Annotated in this window: 17 protein-coding genes; 11 read left to right on the top strand and 6 right to left on the bottom strand. The window is 41.3% G+C overall.

Translation table 11 applies throughout. From position 1 onward, the window contains the following. The first annotated feature begins 341 nt into the window (after positions 1-341). The 3 genes from ACFVS1_RS18070 to ACFVS1_RS18060 all read left to right on the top strand — a co-directional run bounded on the left by ACFVS1_RS18070 (position 342) and on the right by ACFVS1_RS18060 (position 3,433). Positions 342-1,664, top strand: coding sequence for an APC family permease (locus ACFVS1_RS18070; protein ID WP_387549538.1), 1,323 nt, complete (start codon positions 342-344; stop codon positions 1,662-1,664). A 148-nt stretch (positions 1,665-1,812) separates the two neighbouring features. Further along, positions 1,813-3,003, top strand: a complete 1,191-nt coding sequence (locus ACFVS1_RS18065; protein ID WP_387549536.1) for an MFS transporter — start codon at positions 1,813-1,815, stop codon at positions 3,001-3,003. Positions 3,004-3,103: 100 nt separating this feature from the next. Then, positions 3,104-3,433, top strand: a complete 330-nt coding sequence (locus tag ACFVS1_RS18060) for a hypothetical protein (RefSeq protein ID WP_387549534.1) — start codon at positions 3,104-3,106, stop codon at positions 3,431-3,433. Between the two features lie 107 nt (positions 3,434-3,540). On the opposite strand, the gene ACFVS1_RS18055 is transcribed toward ACFVS1_RS18060, so the two are convergent. Continuing rightward, positions 3,541-3,684: a hypothetical protein gene (locus ACFVS1_RS18055; RefSeq protein ID WP_158226130.1), complete on the bottom strand. Its 144-nt coding sequence runs from the start codon at positions 3,682-3,684 to the stop codon at positions 3,541-3,543. A gap of 144 nt (positions 3,685-3,828) precedes the next feature. On the opposite strand from ACFVS1_RS18055, the gene ACFVS1_RS18050 reads away from it, so the two are divergent. From ACFVS1_RS18050 to ACFVS1_RS18040, 3 genes are all read left to right on the top strand, one after another. Beyond that, positions 3,829-4,692, top strand: a complete 864-nt coding sequence (locus ACFVS1_RS18050; protein WP_352926492.1) for an STAS domain-containing protein — start codon at positions 3,829-3,831, stop codon at positions 4,690-4,692. 177 nt (positions 4,693-4,869) lie between these two features. Further along, on the top strand, positions 4,870-5,307 hold the full coding sequence (locus ACFVS1_RS18045) for a hypothetical protein (RefSeq protein ID WP_387549531.1): 438 nt from the start codon (positions 4,870-4,872) through the stop codon (positions 5,305-5,307). 239 nt (positions 5,308-5,546) lie between these two features. Next, positions 5,547-7,916 carry a penicillin acylase family protein gene (locus ACFVS1_RS18040; RefSeq protein WP_387549529.1) on the top strand — a complete coding sequence of 790 codons (2,370 nt, stop codon included), beginning with the start codon at positions 5,547-5,549 and terminating at the stop codon, positions 7,914-7,916. Between the two features lie 55 nt (positions 7,917-7,971). On the opposite strand, the gene ACFVS1_RS18035 is transcribed toward ACFVS1_RS18040, so the two are convergent. Further along, the gene (locus ACFVS1_RS18035; RefSeq protein ID WP_241592828.1) at positions 7,972-8,190 is read right to left on the bottom strand and encodes a hypothetical protein; all 219 of its coding nucleotides are present in this window, start codon (positions 8,188-8,190) and stop codon (positions 7,972-7,974) included. Further along, the gene (locus ACFVS1_RS18030; protein WP_387549527.1) at positions 8,183-8,806 is read right to left on the bottom strand and encodes a sigma-70 family RNA polymerase sigma factor; all 624 of its coding nucleotides are present in this window, start codon (positions 8,804-8,806) and stop codon (positions 8,183-8,185) included. Before ACFVS1_RS18030 ends, ACFVS1_RS18035 begins: the two co-directional genes overlap by 8 nt. Positions 8,807-8,962: 156 nt before the next feature. On the opposite strand from ACFVS1_RS18030, the gene ACFVS1_RS18025 reads away from it, so the two are divergent. The 3 genes from ACFVS1_RS18025 to ACFVS1_RS18015 all read left to right on the top strand — a co-directional run bounded on the left by ACFVS1_RS18025 (position 8,963) and on the right by ACFVS1_RS18015 (position 10,856). Then, positions 8,963-9,127 carry a YvrJ family protein gene (locus ACFVS1_RS18025; RefSeq protein ID WP_081088496.1) on the top strand — a complete coding sequence of 55 codons (165 nt, stop codon included), beginning with the start codon at positions 8,963-8,965 and terminating at the stop codon, positions 9,125-9,127. Between the two features lie 410 nt (positions 9,128-9,537). Next, positions 9,538-10,356, top strand: a complete 819-nt coding sequence (locus ACFVS1_RS18020) for a GNAT family N-acetyltransferase (RefSeq protein ID WP_352926481.1) — start codon at positions 9,538-9,540, stop codon at positions 10,354-10,356. A gap of 41 nt (positions 10,357-10,397) precedes the next feature. Next, positions 10,398-10,856 (top strand): DinB family protein, encoded by a 459-nt coding sequence (locus ACFVS1_RS18015; RefSeq protein WP_352926478.1) that lies wholly within the window; start codon positions 10,398-10,400, stop codon positions 10,854-10,856. 191 nt (positions 10,857-11,047) lie between these two features. Here the strand turns inward: ACFVS1_RS18015 and ACFVS1_RS18010 are convergent, their stop codons facing one another. Next, a complete protein-coding gene (locus tag ACFVS1_RS18010) occupies positions 11,048-11,533 on the bottom strand; it encodes a DUF2798 domain-containing protein (RefSeq protein WP_387549524.1) in 486 nt (161 codons plus the stop codon). Between the two features lie 592 nt (positions 11,534-12,125). Here ACFVS1_RS18010 and ACFVS1_RS18005 point away from each other — a divergent pair. Then, on the top strand, positions 12,126-15,944 hold the full coding sequence (locus tag ACFVS1_RS18005) for a bifunctional 2',3'-cyclic-nucleotide 2'-phosphodiesterase/3'-nucleotidase (protein WP_387549522.1): 3,819 nt from the start codon (positions 12,126-12,128) through the stop codon (positions 15,942-15,944). 64 nt (positions 15,945-16,008) lie between these two features. Here the strand turns inward: ACFVS1_RS18005 and ACFVS1_RS18000 are convergent, their stop codons facing one another. Then, entirely contained in the window at positions 16,009-16,467 is a 459-nt protein-coding gene (locus ACFVS1_RS18000; protein ID WP_387549520.1) for a TspO/MBR family protein, read from the bottom strand. A 143-nt stretch (positions 16,468-16,610) separates the two neighbouring features. Here ACFVS1_RS18000 and ACFVS1_RS17995 point away from each other — a divergent pair, with 143 nt between their 5' ends. Further along, on the top strand, positions 16,611-17,477 hold the full coding sequence (locus tag ACFVS1_RS17995) for a DUF4349 domain-containing protein (RefSeq protein ID WP_352926465.1): 867 nt from the start codon (positions 16,611-16,613) through the stop codon (positions 17,475-17,477). 44 nt (positions 17,478-17,521) lie between these two features. Here ACFVS1_RS17995 and ACFVS1_RS17990 read toward each other — a convergent pair whose 3' ends face one another. Then, on the bottom strand, positions 17,522-18,889 hold the full coding sequence (locus ACFVS1_RS17990) for an amino acid permease (protein ID WP_387549518.1): 1,368 nt from the start codon (positions 18,887-18,889) through the stop codon (positions 17,522-17,524). Positions 18,890-19,095 lie beyond the last annotated feature (206 nt).

Below are 19,095 nucleotides of genomic sequence, written 5' to 3'. Positions count from 1 at the left end.
CCGTTGATTCGGGGTGGTTTTTTTTGTGTGTCCGAAAATAAGCAGAATTTCCATAAAATTATTAACGAATGATAATTGATTTTTATGTTTTTTAATTCGTTATTATAGAGTTAAATATCAATAATTCTTTTTGTAATGAAAAAATATTCGGATTTTGGTGAAGTTCCAGACATAATTAGTAAAAAAAATATAAATGTAATAAAGATCCCTGAGCGTAATGATACCAACGTGTTTGGGTATTTTTTGCAATATTCAAATGATTACATAAACTATTTCCGTATAATTTATATGATATAATTTTAGTATAAATAAAGTACATGTGTACACCTGGGGAGGACAACATGGGAAATGACCAATTGAAGAAAACGATTGGCTTTTGGGTTGGAACATCTATTGTAGTTGGAACGGTTATCGGTTCTGGTATTTTCATGAGACCTGGTGACGTGCTTGAGTTAAGCGGTAATTCAACCATGGCCTTATTGGCTTGGCTGATAGGTGGTCTCATTACCCTTGCAAGCGGGTTGACGATTGCGGAAGTGAGTACCCGGATTCCTAAAACGGGCGGCTTATATGTATATATGGAAGAAGTGTACGGAAAAGCATGGGGATTCCTATGCGGCTGGGTTCAGACATTGGTATATGGACCTGCAGTCATGGGCGCACTTAGTTTATACTTCGGCATATTAGTTGCAGGAATATTTAATATCGCTTCAGGCTACACTTTGGCGATAGGGATTTTTACGATCGTATTTATAGCAGGCATGAATCTTCTGGGAACAAAATACGGCGGTATGATCCAAACCATATCGACTGTTGCTAAATTGATCCCAATCATTTTCATAGCTGTGTTCGGTATCGCGCAAGGTGATATGCCTGTATTCAATATCAGTAGTGAAAGTTCAATGAAAATCAGTATGGCCGGTGCCATTTTGGCTACGCTTTGGGCGTATGATGGCTGGATGAATGTCGGCTTCATGGCAGGGGAAATGAAAGACCCGCAGAAAACGCTGCCGCGGGCAATCATAACGGGATTGGTCGTGGTCATGGTTGCTTACTTGGCTGTGAACCTTGCGATGCTTTCTGTATTGGGAGCAGAGGGAGTCATAGCTCATGGTACGAATGCTGCGAACGTTGCGGCCACGATGCTATTCGGTGAATTGGGCGGGAAATTGATAGCAATCGGAATAGCGATTTCAATCTTCGGTTGCTTGAACGGAAAGCTTTTGACCTTTCCGCGCATTACCTTGGCGATGGCGACTGATAAAATGATACCAGGACATGAACAAATCGGAAAAATATCGCCCAAGTTTAAAACGCCTATAAATGCGACGGTATTGCAAGTGATCATTGCCATCATCATGATGGTTGCAACAGACCCTGACAAACTTACCAATATGGCAGTATTCTCTGTCTTCTGTTTTTATGGATTAGCCTTCTTCGCAGTCTTCATCTTACGCAGAAAAGATCCGGATGCGAAAACTTATAAAGTGCCGTTTTACCCATTCATCCCCATCGTGGCGATTGCTGGCGCAATATACATTGTTGTAAGCACGTTAATCGCTACACCTTTCAATGCTCTGTACTCGGTGATCATCCTCATTATAGGTATGCCAGTGTACTGGCTCCTTAAAAAAAGTGAGCAAGATGGTAAACGTTCATATTAATGAAAAACCCTTCACTGCATGCAGTGAAGGGTTTTTTGTGAATTGCTGGAACATCACTTTTCCTTTGGACAAAAGTGATGAAATAGACAACTCGGGAAGTTCGTATTAACATAGGGGGAAAGTTAAATAGTGAAGGGTCTGAACAACAGTGAATTATATCGAGCCTGCTGGTAAATCATTCAGGAAAACAATCTTGGCTTTATTTCTTGGTAGCTTTGTAACGTTTGCGGATCTGTATAGTACCCAACCGGTCATTCCGGTTTTCGCAAAGCAATTCGGAGTCTCACCTGCAATGGCAAGCCTTACATTATCTTTCGCAACAGGAACGCTTGCACTCTGTTTATTGCTTGTTTCTTTTTTCTCAGAAAATATCGATAGGAAAAAAATAATGGGGACGGCGCTCACTCTGTCTGCTTTGTTATCCATATGTGTCAGCTTCATCCAGGATGATCTATACATCCTGATCGCGATACGGGCGATTCAAGGTGCTGTGCTTGCAGGTTTCCCGGCCATTGCGATGGCCTATATCAATGAAGAGTTTCATCCGAAAAGCCTTGGCTATGTGATGGGGATCTATGTGAGCGGTTCGAGTATCGGCGGATTGGCTGGAAGGCTGATTGTCGGCGTGCTGACAGACCATTTTTCATGGAACATAGCGATTGGAAGCCTTGGAGCTTTAAGTTTGATCATCAGTCTGGCATTTTGGTGGATGCTTCCGCCTTCACAGCATGCCGTCCGCGCAGGAGTCTCATTGTCGAGAATCAAAACCTCCCTAATCAATAACTTAAGGAATAGCGGACTAGTACTCTTATTCGGCATGGCCTTCCTATTAATGGGCTCGTTCGTTACCGTTTATAACTTTGTGGGTATACCTTTAATGGGACCGCCATATCATTTATCACAAACATTGATTGGCTTCATTTTCATAATCTATCTTGTGGGGACATTTAGTTCTACATGGATGGGAAAGCTCGCCGATCAATATACTCGGAGGATTGTACTTCTTACCGGAATCGCTATCATGTTGTTGGGCGCCCTTTTAACCTTATCGGATCCGCTTTTGCTGAAAATAATGGGGCTTTCACTGTTTACATTTGGATTTTTTGGAGCTCATTCAATTGCGAGCAGCTGGGTCGGAAGCTTGGCTGATAAGAGTGAAAAGGCACAAGCATCCGCTTTATATCTCTTATTTTACTATGCGGGATCAAGTATAGTGGGGGCATCAGGCGGTTTATTCCTGATGAAGTTCGGCTGGGGAGGGGTCATCTCGGCTGTATCGATCCTGATCATCCTGGCTGCCGCTTGTGTGATGATCGTTGAAAAGAAAATCGTTAAATGAAATTTATCTTTTCTATCATGTTTTTCCGGAATGCTGAATATAATCTAGTGAAAATGGATATTGAATAATAGATTGATAAGAGAAGAGGGTAATAGATAGAGTGAATCGAAAAGCAGTAATTCTCATTGGGTTAATAGCCGTTTTAATTATATTATTCGTTGTATACTTAACAAGTCCGGGCAGATTGGAAAAAGTGGAGATTGTTGAAAAATACTATCCTCATTTCTCCGATGGCAAGGCAGTCGGTTTTAAGACGAACGAAATCATTGATGTTACGGAAACCAAAGAGGGATCCAATTGCGCAATGAAATTCAGTAATGGGAAAACGTTGGAAATTGATTGTGACCGTTATTTAACATACAAAATTGATGAAACAGTCTATATTACCACTGAAGGAAACCATGTGAAGGAAATTCGGAGAAAAAGGTAGTGGCTTTTCAATAGTTAATGACGGAAGAGCTGGGTTTGCTTAATAAGCAAACCCGGCTCTTTATTTTTATCCATTCAAAAACCCAGACCATTTTGGACTGGGTTTTTTCATTTTTTATCTTTGCCTTTACTTTTATCCTTTTTATTACGCCGAAGTACATCCAAGATTCTTCGGCTGTTATTTTTACTGTTTATGAGTTCTACTAAATCGCTCATGTTTTCAGATTCGAAGTCTTGTTGATCTTTTTTCATGATAATCCCTCCAAGTCATATATCATAATACCCTTATAAAGAAAGGGTAAACGTCTATTATCATATTGGTAATAGAAGGATTTTATATCCTTACCCATTCATTATTTGATAAAATGTGATAAAAGCCCTGTATGGGAGGTCTACATGGAAGAATTAAGAATGATCGGGGAAAAAATTGCAAAATTTAAATATATCTTAGTGGAGCATATCGAGCTGTTTGAAGAAGAGGAACCGCTCTATGATTTTGAAACCAGTAAAGAGGTACGGTCAAAGCTTATTCAAATTCATGCAGATGCCTTGATTCATGGAAAGGCACAAGCAATGGAAAGTATGAAAATAACGGGTATGGAAATAGGTAAGCGCATCGTGGATATGGGCATTCCTTTAGATAAGAATATTGAGGAGGCTCAGCTAGTGCGTAACCTTTTCTGGAGTTTCATTGAAGAAGAAGTAAGCAATCGCTATTACTCGATTGAAATTCTGCTAAAGGCAAGCTCGATAATTGATGCAATCCTGGACCAGTTCATACACTGTGTGAGTATTAGTTACGTGAATCATTATAAAGAAATGGCGAAAATGGCAAACGATTCTTTGCAGAAGATAAAAGAAAACCAAGAAGTCATGGAAGAATTGTCGACCCCGATTGTTCAGACCGTATTAAAGGATGTGCTGCTCTTACCGTTGATCGGACGAATTGACGATTGCAGAATGGAGTCGATGAAATCGACGGTACTGCAAAAATGTGCAGATCTGCATGCAGAAGTATTAATCATGGATTTTTCCGGAATTACCTTTACGAAGGAAAGCAATATGCTCTCCCTGCTGGATCAATTAGTGGGGGCACTGGCGTTGATGGGCACGGAAACGATGTTTGTCGGCTTTACACCTGATGCCGTGAAAGAGATCGTCAAACTTGATTTCGTAAATCAGGTAAAAGCCTTCCTGTCATTCAGGCAGGCACTGCAATATCTGTTGAAACAAAGAGGGCTGGCACTTAAGCCAGTATGATGGAGGTATCCTTTTTTAGGGTATCTTTTTTTTTCTATGTCATATAGTTCCCAGGAAGCATTCATACTTTATCGTCCATCGATATTTCTTCATGATATAGTTAATGGCGTGAGGGCATGTTGATTTTCATTTAAGTAACGTGAATAATGTAAAGCGTGTAAGGAAGGTGGACGAAGAGTGTTTTTTAAGAAAAAGGGAGAACCTGATCATAACGAAAAATGGTATTGTGTAGGAATCATGACGGATAAAGGGTTGGAGGACGAAGAATATGATGTTTTGTCCAAACGAATCCTCGACTCGGTCCAAAATGTCTCGGTCATATCGGACTTGGTAAGGGTCGAATGGGACCGGGATAAATTGCGGGCCTTGAACGAGCGTTTTCGGGGCCCCTCATTTTCCGACCCATGTTTTATCATTAATGAATTCATACCAGAGGATATAAAAAAGGAAAGAAAACTTCTCGAGAAAACTCATAAATGGAAGAGGCTACTTGGTCTCCTCTCCCCGATAGAATACATGGAAGCCGAGACGAAGGCGGCCCATGACTTTGATAAAGCTCTCTTTTATACAGACGATGCAGATAAAGTCATTGAATACATTATTGCAAATAGCTAGCATTCCCTGCCACATCGATACATTGTATCGGTGTTTTTGCATTGATTTAATGTTTATCGGAGCAATTTCGCGGTAGTAATTCGACCTTGCGCAGGAAAAATTCTTCCTTGAACCTTTTCAGCCTTACTGAAATAAAAAGAGAGAATGTAAGGATGTTGGTAGGAAAGATGGGTGGAAACGAGGAATATCTTAAATAGAAAGAAAGAGAGTTTTATGGGGAGAGAGAGGGAGATGAATCGATGGAAGTTGCCATACCTCAGCAAAAGCCAAAACGGAAGTGGAGAAAGCGGGTGCTATGGGGTTTTGGAATCGTGATGATGCTTTTGTTGTCTGTCTTGATTGCTGCAAATGTATTTCTTTCAAGGTCCTTGCCGGTAACGAAGGGGGAAATATCGCTTCCAGGTCTTTTGAAACCGGTTACGGTAGTGAGGGATTCAAGTGGGGTCCCGCATATCAACGCAGCGAATGAACATGATTTGTATTTAGCCCAAGGGTATATCCAAGCACAGGATCGTTTATTTCAAATGGATTTAAGCAGGCGTCAGGCTTCTGGGAGATTGAGTGAAGTGATTGGTGAGAAAACCGTCAAAAACGATAAGTATTTCCGTACACTAGGGTTGAGGCGGGCGGCTGAAGCCTCTTATGCAGCATATACTAGTAACGGGAAAGAAGCCTTGGATGTGTTTGCCGAGGGGGTAAATCTTTATATCAATGAATTGAAGGGAAATGGGAAATGGCCGGCGGAGTTCACTCTGCTTGGATACGAACCAGAGCCGTGGACACCCGTCGATTCGCTGACCATCGGTAAATATATGGCATTTGATTTAGGCGGGAACTGGGAAGATCAGGCGTTTAGGCAGTATTTGCTGCAAACGTTCCCAAAGGAAAAGGCATATGATTTATTCCCTAATTATCCAAAGAGCGCTCCATATATCATCAGCAAGGAAGAACTGGATATTGAAAAAAGTTTTGCCGGGGCCGTTATTCCTTATGAATTCAACGGCAGCAATAACTGGGTAGTTTCAGGCAAGAAAACGGATTCCGGTCAGCCGTTATTGGCCGATGATCCCCATCTGGGATTAGCTACACCGTCCGTTTGGTATCAAATGCATTTGGAGGCCCCGTCGGTCCATGTGAGCGGTGTTATTTTTGCCGGTATTCCGGGAATCATCCTCGGTCATAACGAAAAGGTGGCTTGGGGTGTGACCAATACCGGTCCGGATGTACAGGATCTTTATATTGAGAGGAGAAACCCGGAAAACGAGAAAGAATTCTCCTACAAAGGTAACTGGGAAAAAGCTGAAATTTTGGACGAACCCATCAAGGTGAAGGATGGGAAAACACTCGACTATAAAGTGACGGTTACCCGCCATGGACCGGTTGTCTCCGAGTTTGCCGGGAAAAGCGGAAAAGATACTGTGCTTGCATTAAGGTGGACGGCACTTGATCCATCTGCCGAGCTTGAAGCGGTACTGAATATGAATAAAGCGGGAAGCTGGAAAGAATTCGAAAAGGCTCTCTTGCAATTCGAAACACCGGCCCAGAATTTTGTCTTTGCCTCAGTCGACGGGACTATTGCCTATAAGGCGAATGGGAAAATTCCAATCAGGAAAAAAGGCGATAGTATGCTGCCTGTACCTGGCTGGACGGATGAATTTGAGTGGAAAGGCTATATTCCCTTTGATGAACTTCCAAAAACGGTGAATCCGGAAGAGGGATTCATTTCGACAGCGAATAATAAAGTCATCTCAGATGATTATCCTTACCACATCAGCAATAACTGGGCACAGCCGTACCGTCAGATGAGGATACAGGAGTTTTTAAAAGCCAATAAAAAGCTTACGGCCGAGGATATGCAAAGCCTGCAGATGGATACAGTGAATTTGCAAGCCAAGGAGTTTGTTCCTCAATTCGTAGATGTTTTGAAAGGTCCATGGGGGAAACAGGAAGACCAGGCACTAACGATTCTGAAAAAATGGAATCATATAGATTCCGTTGATGAAGCGGCACCGATGATTTTTAATGTCTGGATGCGAAAAATAGGTGATGTTCTGCTTAAGGAAGAAATACCGGAAGAAACCCTCAACCTCTTTAATGGAAGGCGTTCGGCCGTCGATGAACTACTAAGGCGGGCACTGGACGGTAAGCCGGGCCCTTGGATTGAAGAGGCGGGCGGACTAGAGCAAGTGCTTGCCAAGTCGCTGCAGGGGACCTTAACGGAACTTGAAGAATCACAAGGTGGCGATATAGCCGATTGGGAATGGGGAGACTATCATCAGGTCAGGTTTAACCACCCGCTATCGAGTGTCGCCCCATTAAATTATTTATTTAACAGCGGCGGAGGAATGCCGGTAGGCGGCAGCAGTGTCACCGTACAGGCGGCTGCATTTTTAGATGATGGAACCGTTAATCATGGCGGCTCCTGGAGATTTGTCATCGACCTAGCCGACATGAATCAAGGCTATCACCTCGTTGGCCCGGGTCAATCAGGTAACGTGAAAAGTGAGTGGTATCACGATCAGCTTGATGATTGGGCAGAGGGTACTTATCATAAAACCACTTTAGACGATCCAAAAGGTGATACGCTGACAATGAAACCATCATACTGATATTCAGAAAAAAAAGTACCAAGTCCAGCATTCTTGCTCTGGACTTGGTACTTTTTCAATGTTTTTGCTTAGTAAGGAATTCTGCAAGGAACTCCTCAAAATTAGGGGCCTCGATTGCCGCGATTTTTTCATATGATTCAATGATCTTGAGTTTGATTTCTTGTTCCAGATCATTCCGGTCTTGATAGTTCGTGTTTTTTAACGATTTTTTTATTTTAGGATTCAAAGAGTCGATTAGATCCAACAATTCTTCTTTTGACAGTTTTTTATCCACAATGGCTTTTCTCCTTTCTAACATATACCTCATCCATATAGTGCTTTCGCAGTTTTTTTAGAGCTTGTTTACGGATGCTTGAGATATTCTGTGGCGACTCATTGAAATAGGCAGCAATTTCCTTGTTGGATAGGCCGTAGGAAAAGATCATGGTGAGCACCAGACTTTGTTTGACTGTTAACTTTTTCAAGGCTTTTATCATCTCTTCATCACTTATGTGTGAAGCGAGATCATTCGTTTCCCCCATCTTTTCAAGTTGAATGTCCATAGTACCGATTCGATCGATCAATCCGCCAGTATCCCTTGGTGCCACATCAAGGACCATTCGATAGCGTTCCCGCTGTTTCCGTGCCCTTTTATCAAAGTCAACAGAGAAAAAGTAAATTAAGGAGCACATGTATTTGTAAACTTTAGCCCGGTAATAGAAAATTTTGAATGTCTCGTTGAGATGGCAAAGGTTGTGGGAAGAAGGGGAATCAAGAGTTTCCGTGAAAATCTTTAAATGCTCTGGGTTCTGTAAAAATACTTGAATGATCGGTTGTTCAAAGAAAGATGAGTACTGTTGTTGCAGAAACTCCAATGAATGAGAAAAAAAATGAGAAGTTAATTGGTTCATTGTTATCCCTCCTTTAATTAATAAAGTGATAGACAAGGGGAATAAATCAATTATATACGAACATTCGTTCTTTTTTCCATGAATCAATAGTGCTAGATTGATTTTTTTAAACAAGTTTCACTTTAGATATCAGATACAAGAAAAGGGGTGAAGAGGATGATGATTGAGGATGCTACTATGTGGGTTTCATTAGTTAGCGAATTTGGCTATCCATTCGTCGTTTCTATGTTTTTGCTCTTCCGCTTCGGTAAACAATTAAAAGAACTGACAACGGACGTAGAGAACTTAAAAAAGTCCGCTCATAAAACGAAAAAACGATAACCTCAGGACGTATGTGCCAGGTGATAAACACCGAATTTCGGATTCTATTCAAAAAAGGGTCCGGAATTCGGGTATAAAGAAATGGGTACTATCTGAAACTCAAGACTTTGCAAACACCCCTCCCTTAAACTCAAATAAAAAATGGTAAACCATTATTTGGAATATAGCACAAAACAGGTAAAAAATAATCGTCATTTGGAATCATTTTACTACTATAATTCATCCGTCAATGGAATTAGATAGGAAATCCTCCCCTCATACGATTTTAGTTTTATGGATTAAAGTGAAAATACTTTTAAAAAAACAACATCATCAATAAACTTATGATAATAAGCGGCATCCAAGTAAAAGGATGCTGTTTTTCTTATTTTTTGGTAATAAACTGATAATATGGAAAAGGGGTGGAGAATTTGAAGGATATACAGCTAGAAGATATTCGAATCCTGCAGCATGAATGTGAACGGGAAGGTTTTACTTTAAAGCTGAACTGGGAAACACTTCGCAGTCGAAATGGCGTGAATAAGAATGACTTTCTTCACTATGAAGGATTGAAGCTTGTTGGTTTTCTCGGTCTATACGATTTTGGAAACAAAGCGGAGATGTGCGGGATGGTGCATCCTGATTACCGGAGGCAAGGCATTTTTACAACGCTTCTGGAAGAGGCTATAAGGAGTGCAGTGGAGCGCAACTATAAGTTGATTCTCTTGAACTCACCGGCTCAATCCCATTCAGGAACAGGATTTTTGAAACAGCTCAATTGTGAGTTTGCTTTTTCAGAGTTTCAAATGAAATGGTCACAAACGGAGCTTGCCGATTATGGTGATGCAGTCGTTCGCCCTTCACGGAGAGATGATGAGGAAACGGAAATTGAGCTGGATATTCAATGTTTCCAATTTACGAAACAAGAAGCGAAGGATTATTATCAGCGCATCCTATATGAGGATACTCTGAAAACCATGATGATTGAAAAGGGAGGCCTTGCAGTCGGTAAGATCCGTGTTGATCACTCAGGACGGGAAGCGTGGATTTATGGATTTTCCATTTTGCCAAAATACCAGGGAAAAGGACTTGGCAGAAAGGCATTGAAAAAGGTCGTAGCCGAACAAAGCCAGCTGGGATATGATATTTTTCTCGAGGTCGAGGCGACTAATGAGCATGCTTTAAGACTCTATGAATCTTGTGGATTCAAAACCATTCAAAGACAGGATTATTATCAATACAAAGGCTGAGGGATACTTCGATGACATTAAGTGTGAGGTGGATGGGACGGATGTTGATTTTATTCAATTATAATTGGCAGGTCCGAAATGAGTGGTTCAAGTGGTGCCGGTCCTTACCGAATGAGGAGCTGAAACGGCAGCGCATAGGAGGGATGGGGAATATATTGAAGACACTTGCCCATATCATTGATGTCGAATGCAGCTGGATCAGGGCCATACAAGGGAAGCCTGATGTCGCGATCGATTTGGAAGCTTATGATACGATCGAAAAAGTGGAGGATTTATCTATCCGTTATCATTCTGAGGTCATTGACTATTTGAACTCGCATGCCATTGAAGATGAGAACGGAATGATTCAACCAGCTTGGATGGAGGGGACATACGAAAAAGGCAGGATACTGCGCCATCTGATAGCACACGAAATTCACCATATAGGCCAGCTGTCCATTTGGTCGAGGGAGATGGGCGTCGAACCAGTATCCGCCAGTTTAATAGATCGGGATTTATAGGCTTTATACTTTTAAAACTGGTAATGCAACTTGCTTTACCAGTTTTTTAATTTAAAGGAATCCCGCAGGTTTTTTTCAAAAAAAGGGGATTATGGAGGGAGGACAAGCAGGGACTGGTTAATTCATAATATAAGTATTTTTTCGTCTTAACGCAGCAGGATATAACATAATAAATATTACTATTTACGCACTCAAACTTTTGTTAATTTTGGATTTTGTGTCGCTGGTTTAATGTATTTGGTTAATAACCAGCGTGAGATTGGTCCAACAAATAGTAACTGTGATGGAAGCGCCACGATAAAGTTTAGACCAACTGTTTTAAGGTAAGCTATGAAAATTGAACCCTCAATCCCTATCATTAAACTAGTTAAAATAAGCCCATATACTGACATAATAAGGACCATTACAGGGACCATACAAAAGGCATTTGCAATAATAAAGTTGGTTTCTTTCGATTTATCATAAGGCAGTGATAATGCAAGTTTACGCGCCTTCGGTTCAACTATTGACTCTGCAATTAAAGCGACGATAAATGTTACCGCAAATTGAATCACTGCACCCCCTACTGTAAACGATGAAAAACCGTGTAAAGTGGTGTTGTAAACGGTCATAATAAAGACCATACCAAAACACATAAAAAGTCCAAAGATTATACCTTCCTTTTTATTACTAGGCAAATAAAAACATCCTTTCTTTTAAGCATAAATGTAATTATATAGGCCAAGAAATTTTTACATAAGTGACATTTTTATGACTTTTATTTTGAGTTACGTTAAAATACACTTTTGTTTTGATGAAACCTTGTTTATAGAAACTTTGCCAAAAAACGAATGAGAAAAAATTAATAGATAAAGAAAACCATAAAGAATAATAACGAACTTAATTTATTTCATTGGTTTTGAGATGATTTATTAGATTCTTCAGTAAGCATTTCATTTTCAATTGGGAGTATGCTGGGGGGAGTGCCTTGGTCTTATAATAATCAAGCGGACTAACTTCAGCGGCGCTTCCGTTTACTGTTGAAGTAGAGAGCGTCGAAGAAGAAGGAAAGATCTTGAAATCCTATACGGTGTAAGCAGGCTAGCTCATGTGCATGGGCTAGCCCTTTATATATATTTGAAGGAAAAACGATCCATGTTCAGTGAATGAAAATAGATAAAAAGTACCATTTATTCAAAATTCGTAATATTACAGTAAATTTTGGCGTTTATTCGACAAAATCATGATATATTATTCTAGCATTTTACAAAAATAGAAGGGTTGTGAAGTATGTCGTTCAAAATGCATGTTAATAAGATGCTCGCTCCAATACTTGCTGTGAGTTTGATTGCAGCCCCATTTACCGTACCGGGGGAGACATCCGCCAATGAGTCTAATAAGAAACCGGTCAAGACTGAACCATTTACCATTTCAACTCCTACTGTTCATTACTCAAAAGGCACCAAAGCGACTGTAACGGTCACACCGAAAAAAGGAAACAAAGGAAATGAAACCGTTGTCTTCCAATTAATGAATGGGACGAAGGTCATTTCACAATCAGCCATTGAGGCGGATATTAAATCGGCCCAAAAGTTCTCTGCGTATTTCAACTCGTACCAATCGGGTTATTGGATCAAAGTATCGGTTGTCTCCAAGTATAACGGCAATACGAGTAACTTCGGCAACAGCCTGGCAGTCTCCGTTTCGGATGCACCTTTTGAACTAAGGATCATGGAAACGACAGATATACACACTAATCTGGTGAGCTATGATTACTATAAGGATGCCGTATCGGACTCTGTCGGCTTTTCCCGCACGGCTTCTTTAATCAAACAGGCACGAAAAGAAGTGAAAAATAGCGTTTTAGTGGATAACGGCGACCTTATTCAAGGGACACCGCTAGGTACGTACAAAGCAAAAATAGCGCCACTTAAAAAAGGTGAAGTCCATCCCGTCTATAAAGCGATGAACTTGCTTGACTATGATGTGGCCACATTCGGCAATCATGAATTCAATTATGGTTTAGCTTATTTGGACGAGGCCATCAACGATGCAAACTTCCCTTATGTCAATGCCAATGTTTATAAAAAAGATAAAGACAATAATTCAAACAATGATAAAAATAAATATACTCCTTATAAAATCGTCACAAAGAAAGTAAAAGACATCAATGGAAAAGAAAAATCAGTAAAAATAGGCTACATTGGATTCGCCCCTCCGCAAATCATGGATTGGGATAAAGCGAACCTTGAAGGTAAGGTCATTACAAAAGAAATCATCACGACTGCAAAAAAATATGTACCTGAAATGAAGAAAAAGGGCGCGGATGTCATCGTGGCGCTCACGCATTCCGGGTTTAATGGCGATATCAAGAATACAGAGGATGTCATCTATTCATTAAGCAAGGTATCCGGCATCGATGCCATCACTTTCTCCCACACGCATAAGGTCTTTCCGGCTCAAGATGAGGCTTCTTTAGACAGCCTATTCAAAGATAGCCAAGGAAAAGTCCTTAAAGGCGTGGATAATAAAAAGGGTACCATCAATGGTGTACCAGCCGTTCAAGCAGGATATGGCGGCAGTAATCTCGGGATCATCGATCTTGATATCCAGAATATCAAGGGGAAATGGAAAGTCGTCAATTCTGATTCATCAACACGGGCAATCAACGATAAATTAACAGGAAAAAAAGCAGCTGAAGATGCATCTGTCGTCAAAGCCGTGAAGAAGGATCACGAAGGAACGATCAAGTATGTCAACACGCCAATTGGAACGACGACAGCTCCAATTCATAGTTATTTCGCGCTTGTGCAAGACGATCCTTCGGTACAGGTCGTGACGAGTGCACAGAAATGGTATGTAGAAAAATACATCCAAAGCAACCGCCCTGAATACAAAGACTTGCCGATTCTATCTGTAGGAGCCCCTTTCAAAGCGGGTCGAAATGGTGTCGAGGAATTCACCGAAATCAAGGAAGGCGGACTGACCATTCGCAGCGCCGGTGATTTATATTTATACGATAACACCTTGAAGGCAATCAAGATCAAAGGGTCAGTTGTTAAAGAGTGGCTTGAGATGTCTGCCGGGAAATACAATACAATCGATCCTGCCAAATCTGAGGAACAGGAGCTGCTTAATGGAAAGTTTGCCGTTTATAACTTTGATGTGATTGATGGCGTTACGTATCAAATCGATGTCACCAAGGCTCCGCGCTATGATGAAAAAGGGATAAAAGTGTCGGATTCAAGCAGGATTGCAGATTTGAAATATAATGGTGAACCAGTGGACCCAAATCAAGATTTCATCGTCGTGACGAATAATTATCGTGCTTCGGGCGGGGGGAACTTCCCGGGAGTCAAGGGCAGCGAATATGTAGTTGACTCTGCGGATGAAAATCGTCAGATCTTGATGGATTACATCACACAAGAGGGTGAGATCAATCCAACTGCTGATAATAACTGGTCGATTGCCCCGATTTCAGGCAAGGTGAACGTTACTTTCACCTCATCACCAAAAGGTGCGGAATATTTAAAGGAAGACAGCCCGATTTCCTTTACAGGCAAAAAGGATGATAAAGGCTTTGGCATTTACAAATATAATTTGGGAAAAGAAAACGTTAAGGTGCAACTGCTCGGGATCAATGATCTTCACGGCCAGCTTGATACCACTTCTGATTTTGGCGGTATCAAACAAGGGCGTGCCGATTATTTAGCTGCGCACTTAAAGAAGCGTAAAGCTGAAAACCCTGAAAATACACTTTTACTTTCAGCAGGGGATGCTGTTGGGGCAAGTGCACCCGTTTCTTCTTTGATCCAGGACAAACCGACGCTTCAGTTTTTGAATAATATGAAATTCGATGTCGGAACTGTCGGGAACCATGAGTTCGACAAAGGGGTAGAAACCCTGATGGCTCAAATCAATGGCGGAAAGTCACCAACATCCGATGTGGTATTCGATAAATTGAACTTTCCATATGTAGTTGCCAATGTCGTATATAAAGACACGAAAAAACCGATTTTGGATCCTTACGTCATAAAAAAGGTCGGCGGGATTGATATTGGGTTCATAGGTGTAGTCACGAATGCCACACCTCAAAAAGTAAGTCCGGATGGCATTAAGAATGTGGAATTCATAGAACAGGCACCTGCCGTAAATAAGGCGGTTAACGAGTTGAAGGAAAAAGGCGTAAAATCGATTGTGATCATCTCACATGACCCAGGCACTGAAAAAGAAGGGGTCATCACAGGCGAAGTGGCTGATCTTGCTAATGCTGTGGATGATGAAGTAGATGTGATCTTAGCAGGGGATAATCATGCAAAGGTCAACAACTATGTGGATAATAAATTGATTGTACAAGCTTACTCTTATGGAACGGCTTTTGAAGATGTGGATTTGGAAATCGATCCAAACACTAAGGATATTGTCAAAAAGTCAGCTGAGATTGTCACGGTTACACAAGATGGCATCACACCGGATGCCGGGACGACGAAATTCATTAACGACTATCTAGACATGTTCCCCGAGTTGAAAGCCCCGCTTGGGACAACGGATGAGAAAATTTTAAGAGCCAATGCGTATACGCAGGAAACGGGCCTTGGGAATTTAATTGCCGATTCCATGAAGGCAGATTTGAATTCCGATTTTGCCTTCATGAATCCAGGCGGAATTCGTGCAGATATTCCAAAGGGGGAAGTCACTTTTTCCGATTTAGCGAAAATCCAGCCGTTCGGAAACGTATTGGTTAAGCTGGAACTGACTGGAGCGGAAGTGAAAACGCTGCTTCAACAGCAATGGATCGTTGAAGGATCTCCGAAAACTTTGCAAATTTCTGGACTGAGCTATACAGCCGACTTCAGTAAACCTGTCACGGAACGTGTCACCTTATTGAAGAAAGCGGACGGAACACTGATCAAGGATACCGAAACATACACGGTGGCCGTCAATGATTTCATGGCAAGCGGCGGTGATAACTATACCGTCCTGAAAGGAAAAGAGCGTGTGTTTGGACATGCTGATCTGGAAGCATTCGTTAACTATGTAAAAGAAACGTTCAAAGGCGGGAAAATCACGGCAGATATTGAAGGCAGAATTACAAATATCAATAATTAATAGAAGTTTACTCGTGAAACTCTAAGTGGGCGCTCCTTAATAGAAGGGGCGCTTCCTTTTGTGATTAATTGTTTCTGAAAATGGAGAAGTTCAATCCCAATGCAAAGGTGACCCATGCAATATAGGGAACCATGGCTAAACCGGATGTACGGTCTATTTTATAAAACTCGAATGCCGTTAATGTAATCAAGGTCAGCAGTGCAGCCATTTCAATAAAGGCTGTTCCGCGCAAGCCCCATTTGAAGAATAAAAAAGACCATAAGAAATTCAACCCTAGTTGAGTATCATAGAGGCGTTCAGCGGACTTCGATGCTTTTTCTTTGGATGCAATGCGATATTTCGCTATTCCCATGATTGTATAAAGGCTGGTCCAAGCAACGGGGAAAGTCCAGGAAGGAGGTGCAAAAGACGGTTTCTTGAGTTTGTCATAAATTTCTTTGGAATTCCTTGTGGCGAATATCCCCACAAGTGAACCTCCGAACACAGGTATCCATACACTTTTTGCTAATTTTCCGTAATTCATAATGCAATCCTCTTCTTTCTTCATTATTTGGATGTTCTTATACTTTTACCTTCTTATCTGAAAATAAATCATTCTCTTTAATCAAGAAGTGTAACTTTCTTCCAAACTTTACGTCGGTACTATTAAGAAAAGGGGGAATACCGATGAACCGTAAAACACTGATGTTTATGTTCTGTTTGTTCCTTTTACTTTCTGGATGCAGCAGTAATGAAAAAGATGATTCAGCATCGAAATCACAGGATGAAAAGGCGGAAAGTAAAATGGACGCTTCAATTTCCGGGAATATGGTGCAGCAGGAAGAAGCAGCGGAAAAGGAAGGGGTGACAGATGAAAGAAAGGTCATCCATCAAGCCCAGCTTGAGTTGAAGGTGAAGAACCTCGAAAAGGCACAAATGAAGATTGAGAATAAGGTGGCTGAATACGGGGGATATGTTGTCGAGTCCAATGTTTACAGAGAAGATGAAGAACTGGTGGAAGGAACGATCACTGTTCGGGTCCCTGAAGCCCATTTTCAGGATTTTCTAGCCGATAGCGAGGGCGAGGCTTCAGAAGTGGTCGGAAGGAATGTGACAGGACAGGATGTAACGGAGCAATATGTAGATTTAAAAGCAAGATTGAAGTCAAAAAGGGCAGTAGAGGAAAGGTTGCTTGCATTCATGAAGGATGCTGAGAAGACGGAGGATTTGCTGAAAATATCATCCGATCTTGCCGTGGTGCAAGAAGAAATAGAGCAGCTGACCGGGCAAATGAAGTATCTTGAGAACCAGACTTCATATTCGACGGTGACCATCACGTTATCACAGGACCGGATAGTTGTGCCGGGCATTGATAATAAAGAATGGAATACATGGGAAAGAACGAAGAAACAACTTGCAACAAGTGCGAATCTATTACTTAAAGCGGGTTCAGGAATCATTGTTTTTATAATAGGAAACTTGCCTATCCTCATTATTTTGGTCGGAGCTGGTGCGGCGGTCCATTGGGTGATCAATAGAAGGGGTAAAAGGTGAAGGCAGAAAGAGAGGGTGCCAATTAGCTTGGCACCCTCTGACATTTATCTTTTCCGTTTATGTAAGCCGGTCACATAATACAGGGCTACCAGCAGTAAGATCCAAATCGGACCAACGATTAAAGCGATTCTTGTATCTGCTGAAAAACCGAGTACTACCATTACGAATACTAAAAAGGCTAAAGTTAAGTAAGAAGTGAATGGGAAAAGAGGCATTTTGTAAGATAAGCCTTGTTTTTCTCCCTGACTCATTTTCCGTCTAGACATGATCTGTGTGACAAGTATGGTTCCCCATGTCCAGAGGGCACCGAATGTAGCAACACTTGTGACGTAAGTGAAAACTTTATCGGCTTCCATGTAGTTAAGGTAAACACCGAAAAGAAGCACGATAGCCGAAACGATAATGGCAACGCCAGGAATGCCTGACTTTGTTGTACGTTCGAAACTTTTTGGTGATTCACCTTGCTGCGCTAGGTTGAATAACATTCTTCCTGTACTGAAGATACCGCTGTTACAAGATGAAAGGGCTGCTGTCAGTACGACAAACTGAATGATCCCTGCTGCGCCTGGAATACCGATTTTATCGAACATCATAACGAATGGGCTGTTTTCTCCATTCATTTCATTCCATGGAGTGATCGATAAAATGACTGTCAGAGCTAAAACGTAAAATAGTAAAATCCGATAAAAAACGGTATCGATGGCTCTTTTTAAGGATTTTTCAGGGTTTTTAACTTCACCTGCGGTTACACCGAGCATTTCAATTCCCAAATAGGCGAACATGACCATTTGAAACGAGAGGATGACACCAGAGATCCCATTCGGGAAAAATCCTCCATTTTCAACAAGATTGCCGAATCCGACCGCGATTCCGCCGTTCCCCAGTCCAAAGATGATCATTCCGAAGCCAAGGACGATCATAAGGATGATCGTTACGATTTTAATAAGGGCGAACCAAAACTCCAATTCACCGTAAGCTTTTACAGCAAGAAAGTTAATCGTTGTCATGATGGCAAGTGCGGCTAACGCCCAAGCCCATTGCGGAGTACCTGGGAACCAAAATTGCATATAGATTCCGACTGCCGTAATTTCAGCCATACAGGTGGCAATCCAAACGAACCAGTAATTCCATCCGGTTATATACCCGGCAAGAGGACCGACAAATTCGCTTGCATAGCGACTGAAAGAGCCTGCAACAGGATTTTTTATCGCCATTTCACCAAGTGCACGCATGATAAGATAGATCATAAGCCCGCCAATTGCATAGGAAATGATGATGGCTGGGCCTGCTAATTTAATTGCAGATGCCGAGCCGAGAAATAAACCGACTCCAATGGCTGCGCCAAGAGACATTAATGCGATATGTCTTTCTTCCAAACCTCTATGCAGTTGAGATTCTTTGGAGTTTTGCATAATTTTCCCCTTTTCTATGTTGGAGTTTAATATTCTCTATCTAGCATTTTATCACTAGTAGAGGAGAATACATATTATTCATTGGTTTTTCACATAATATTACAACTAAATAATATATTTTAATAGTCAGAATGTAAAGAAAAAAATGAAAACGCTTACCACGGAAGCGATCCTATCTGTTATCATCGTCTAACAAACTTTCAAAA

It is taken from the genome of Peribacillus sp. NPDC058075 (assembly GCF_042885195.1).
Classification (GTDB): Bacteria; Bacillota; Bacilli; order Bacillales; family DSM-1321; genus Peribacillus.
Note: the sequence above shows the minus strand (reverse complement) of the source record. Positions and strands in the feature narration are given on the sequence as shown.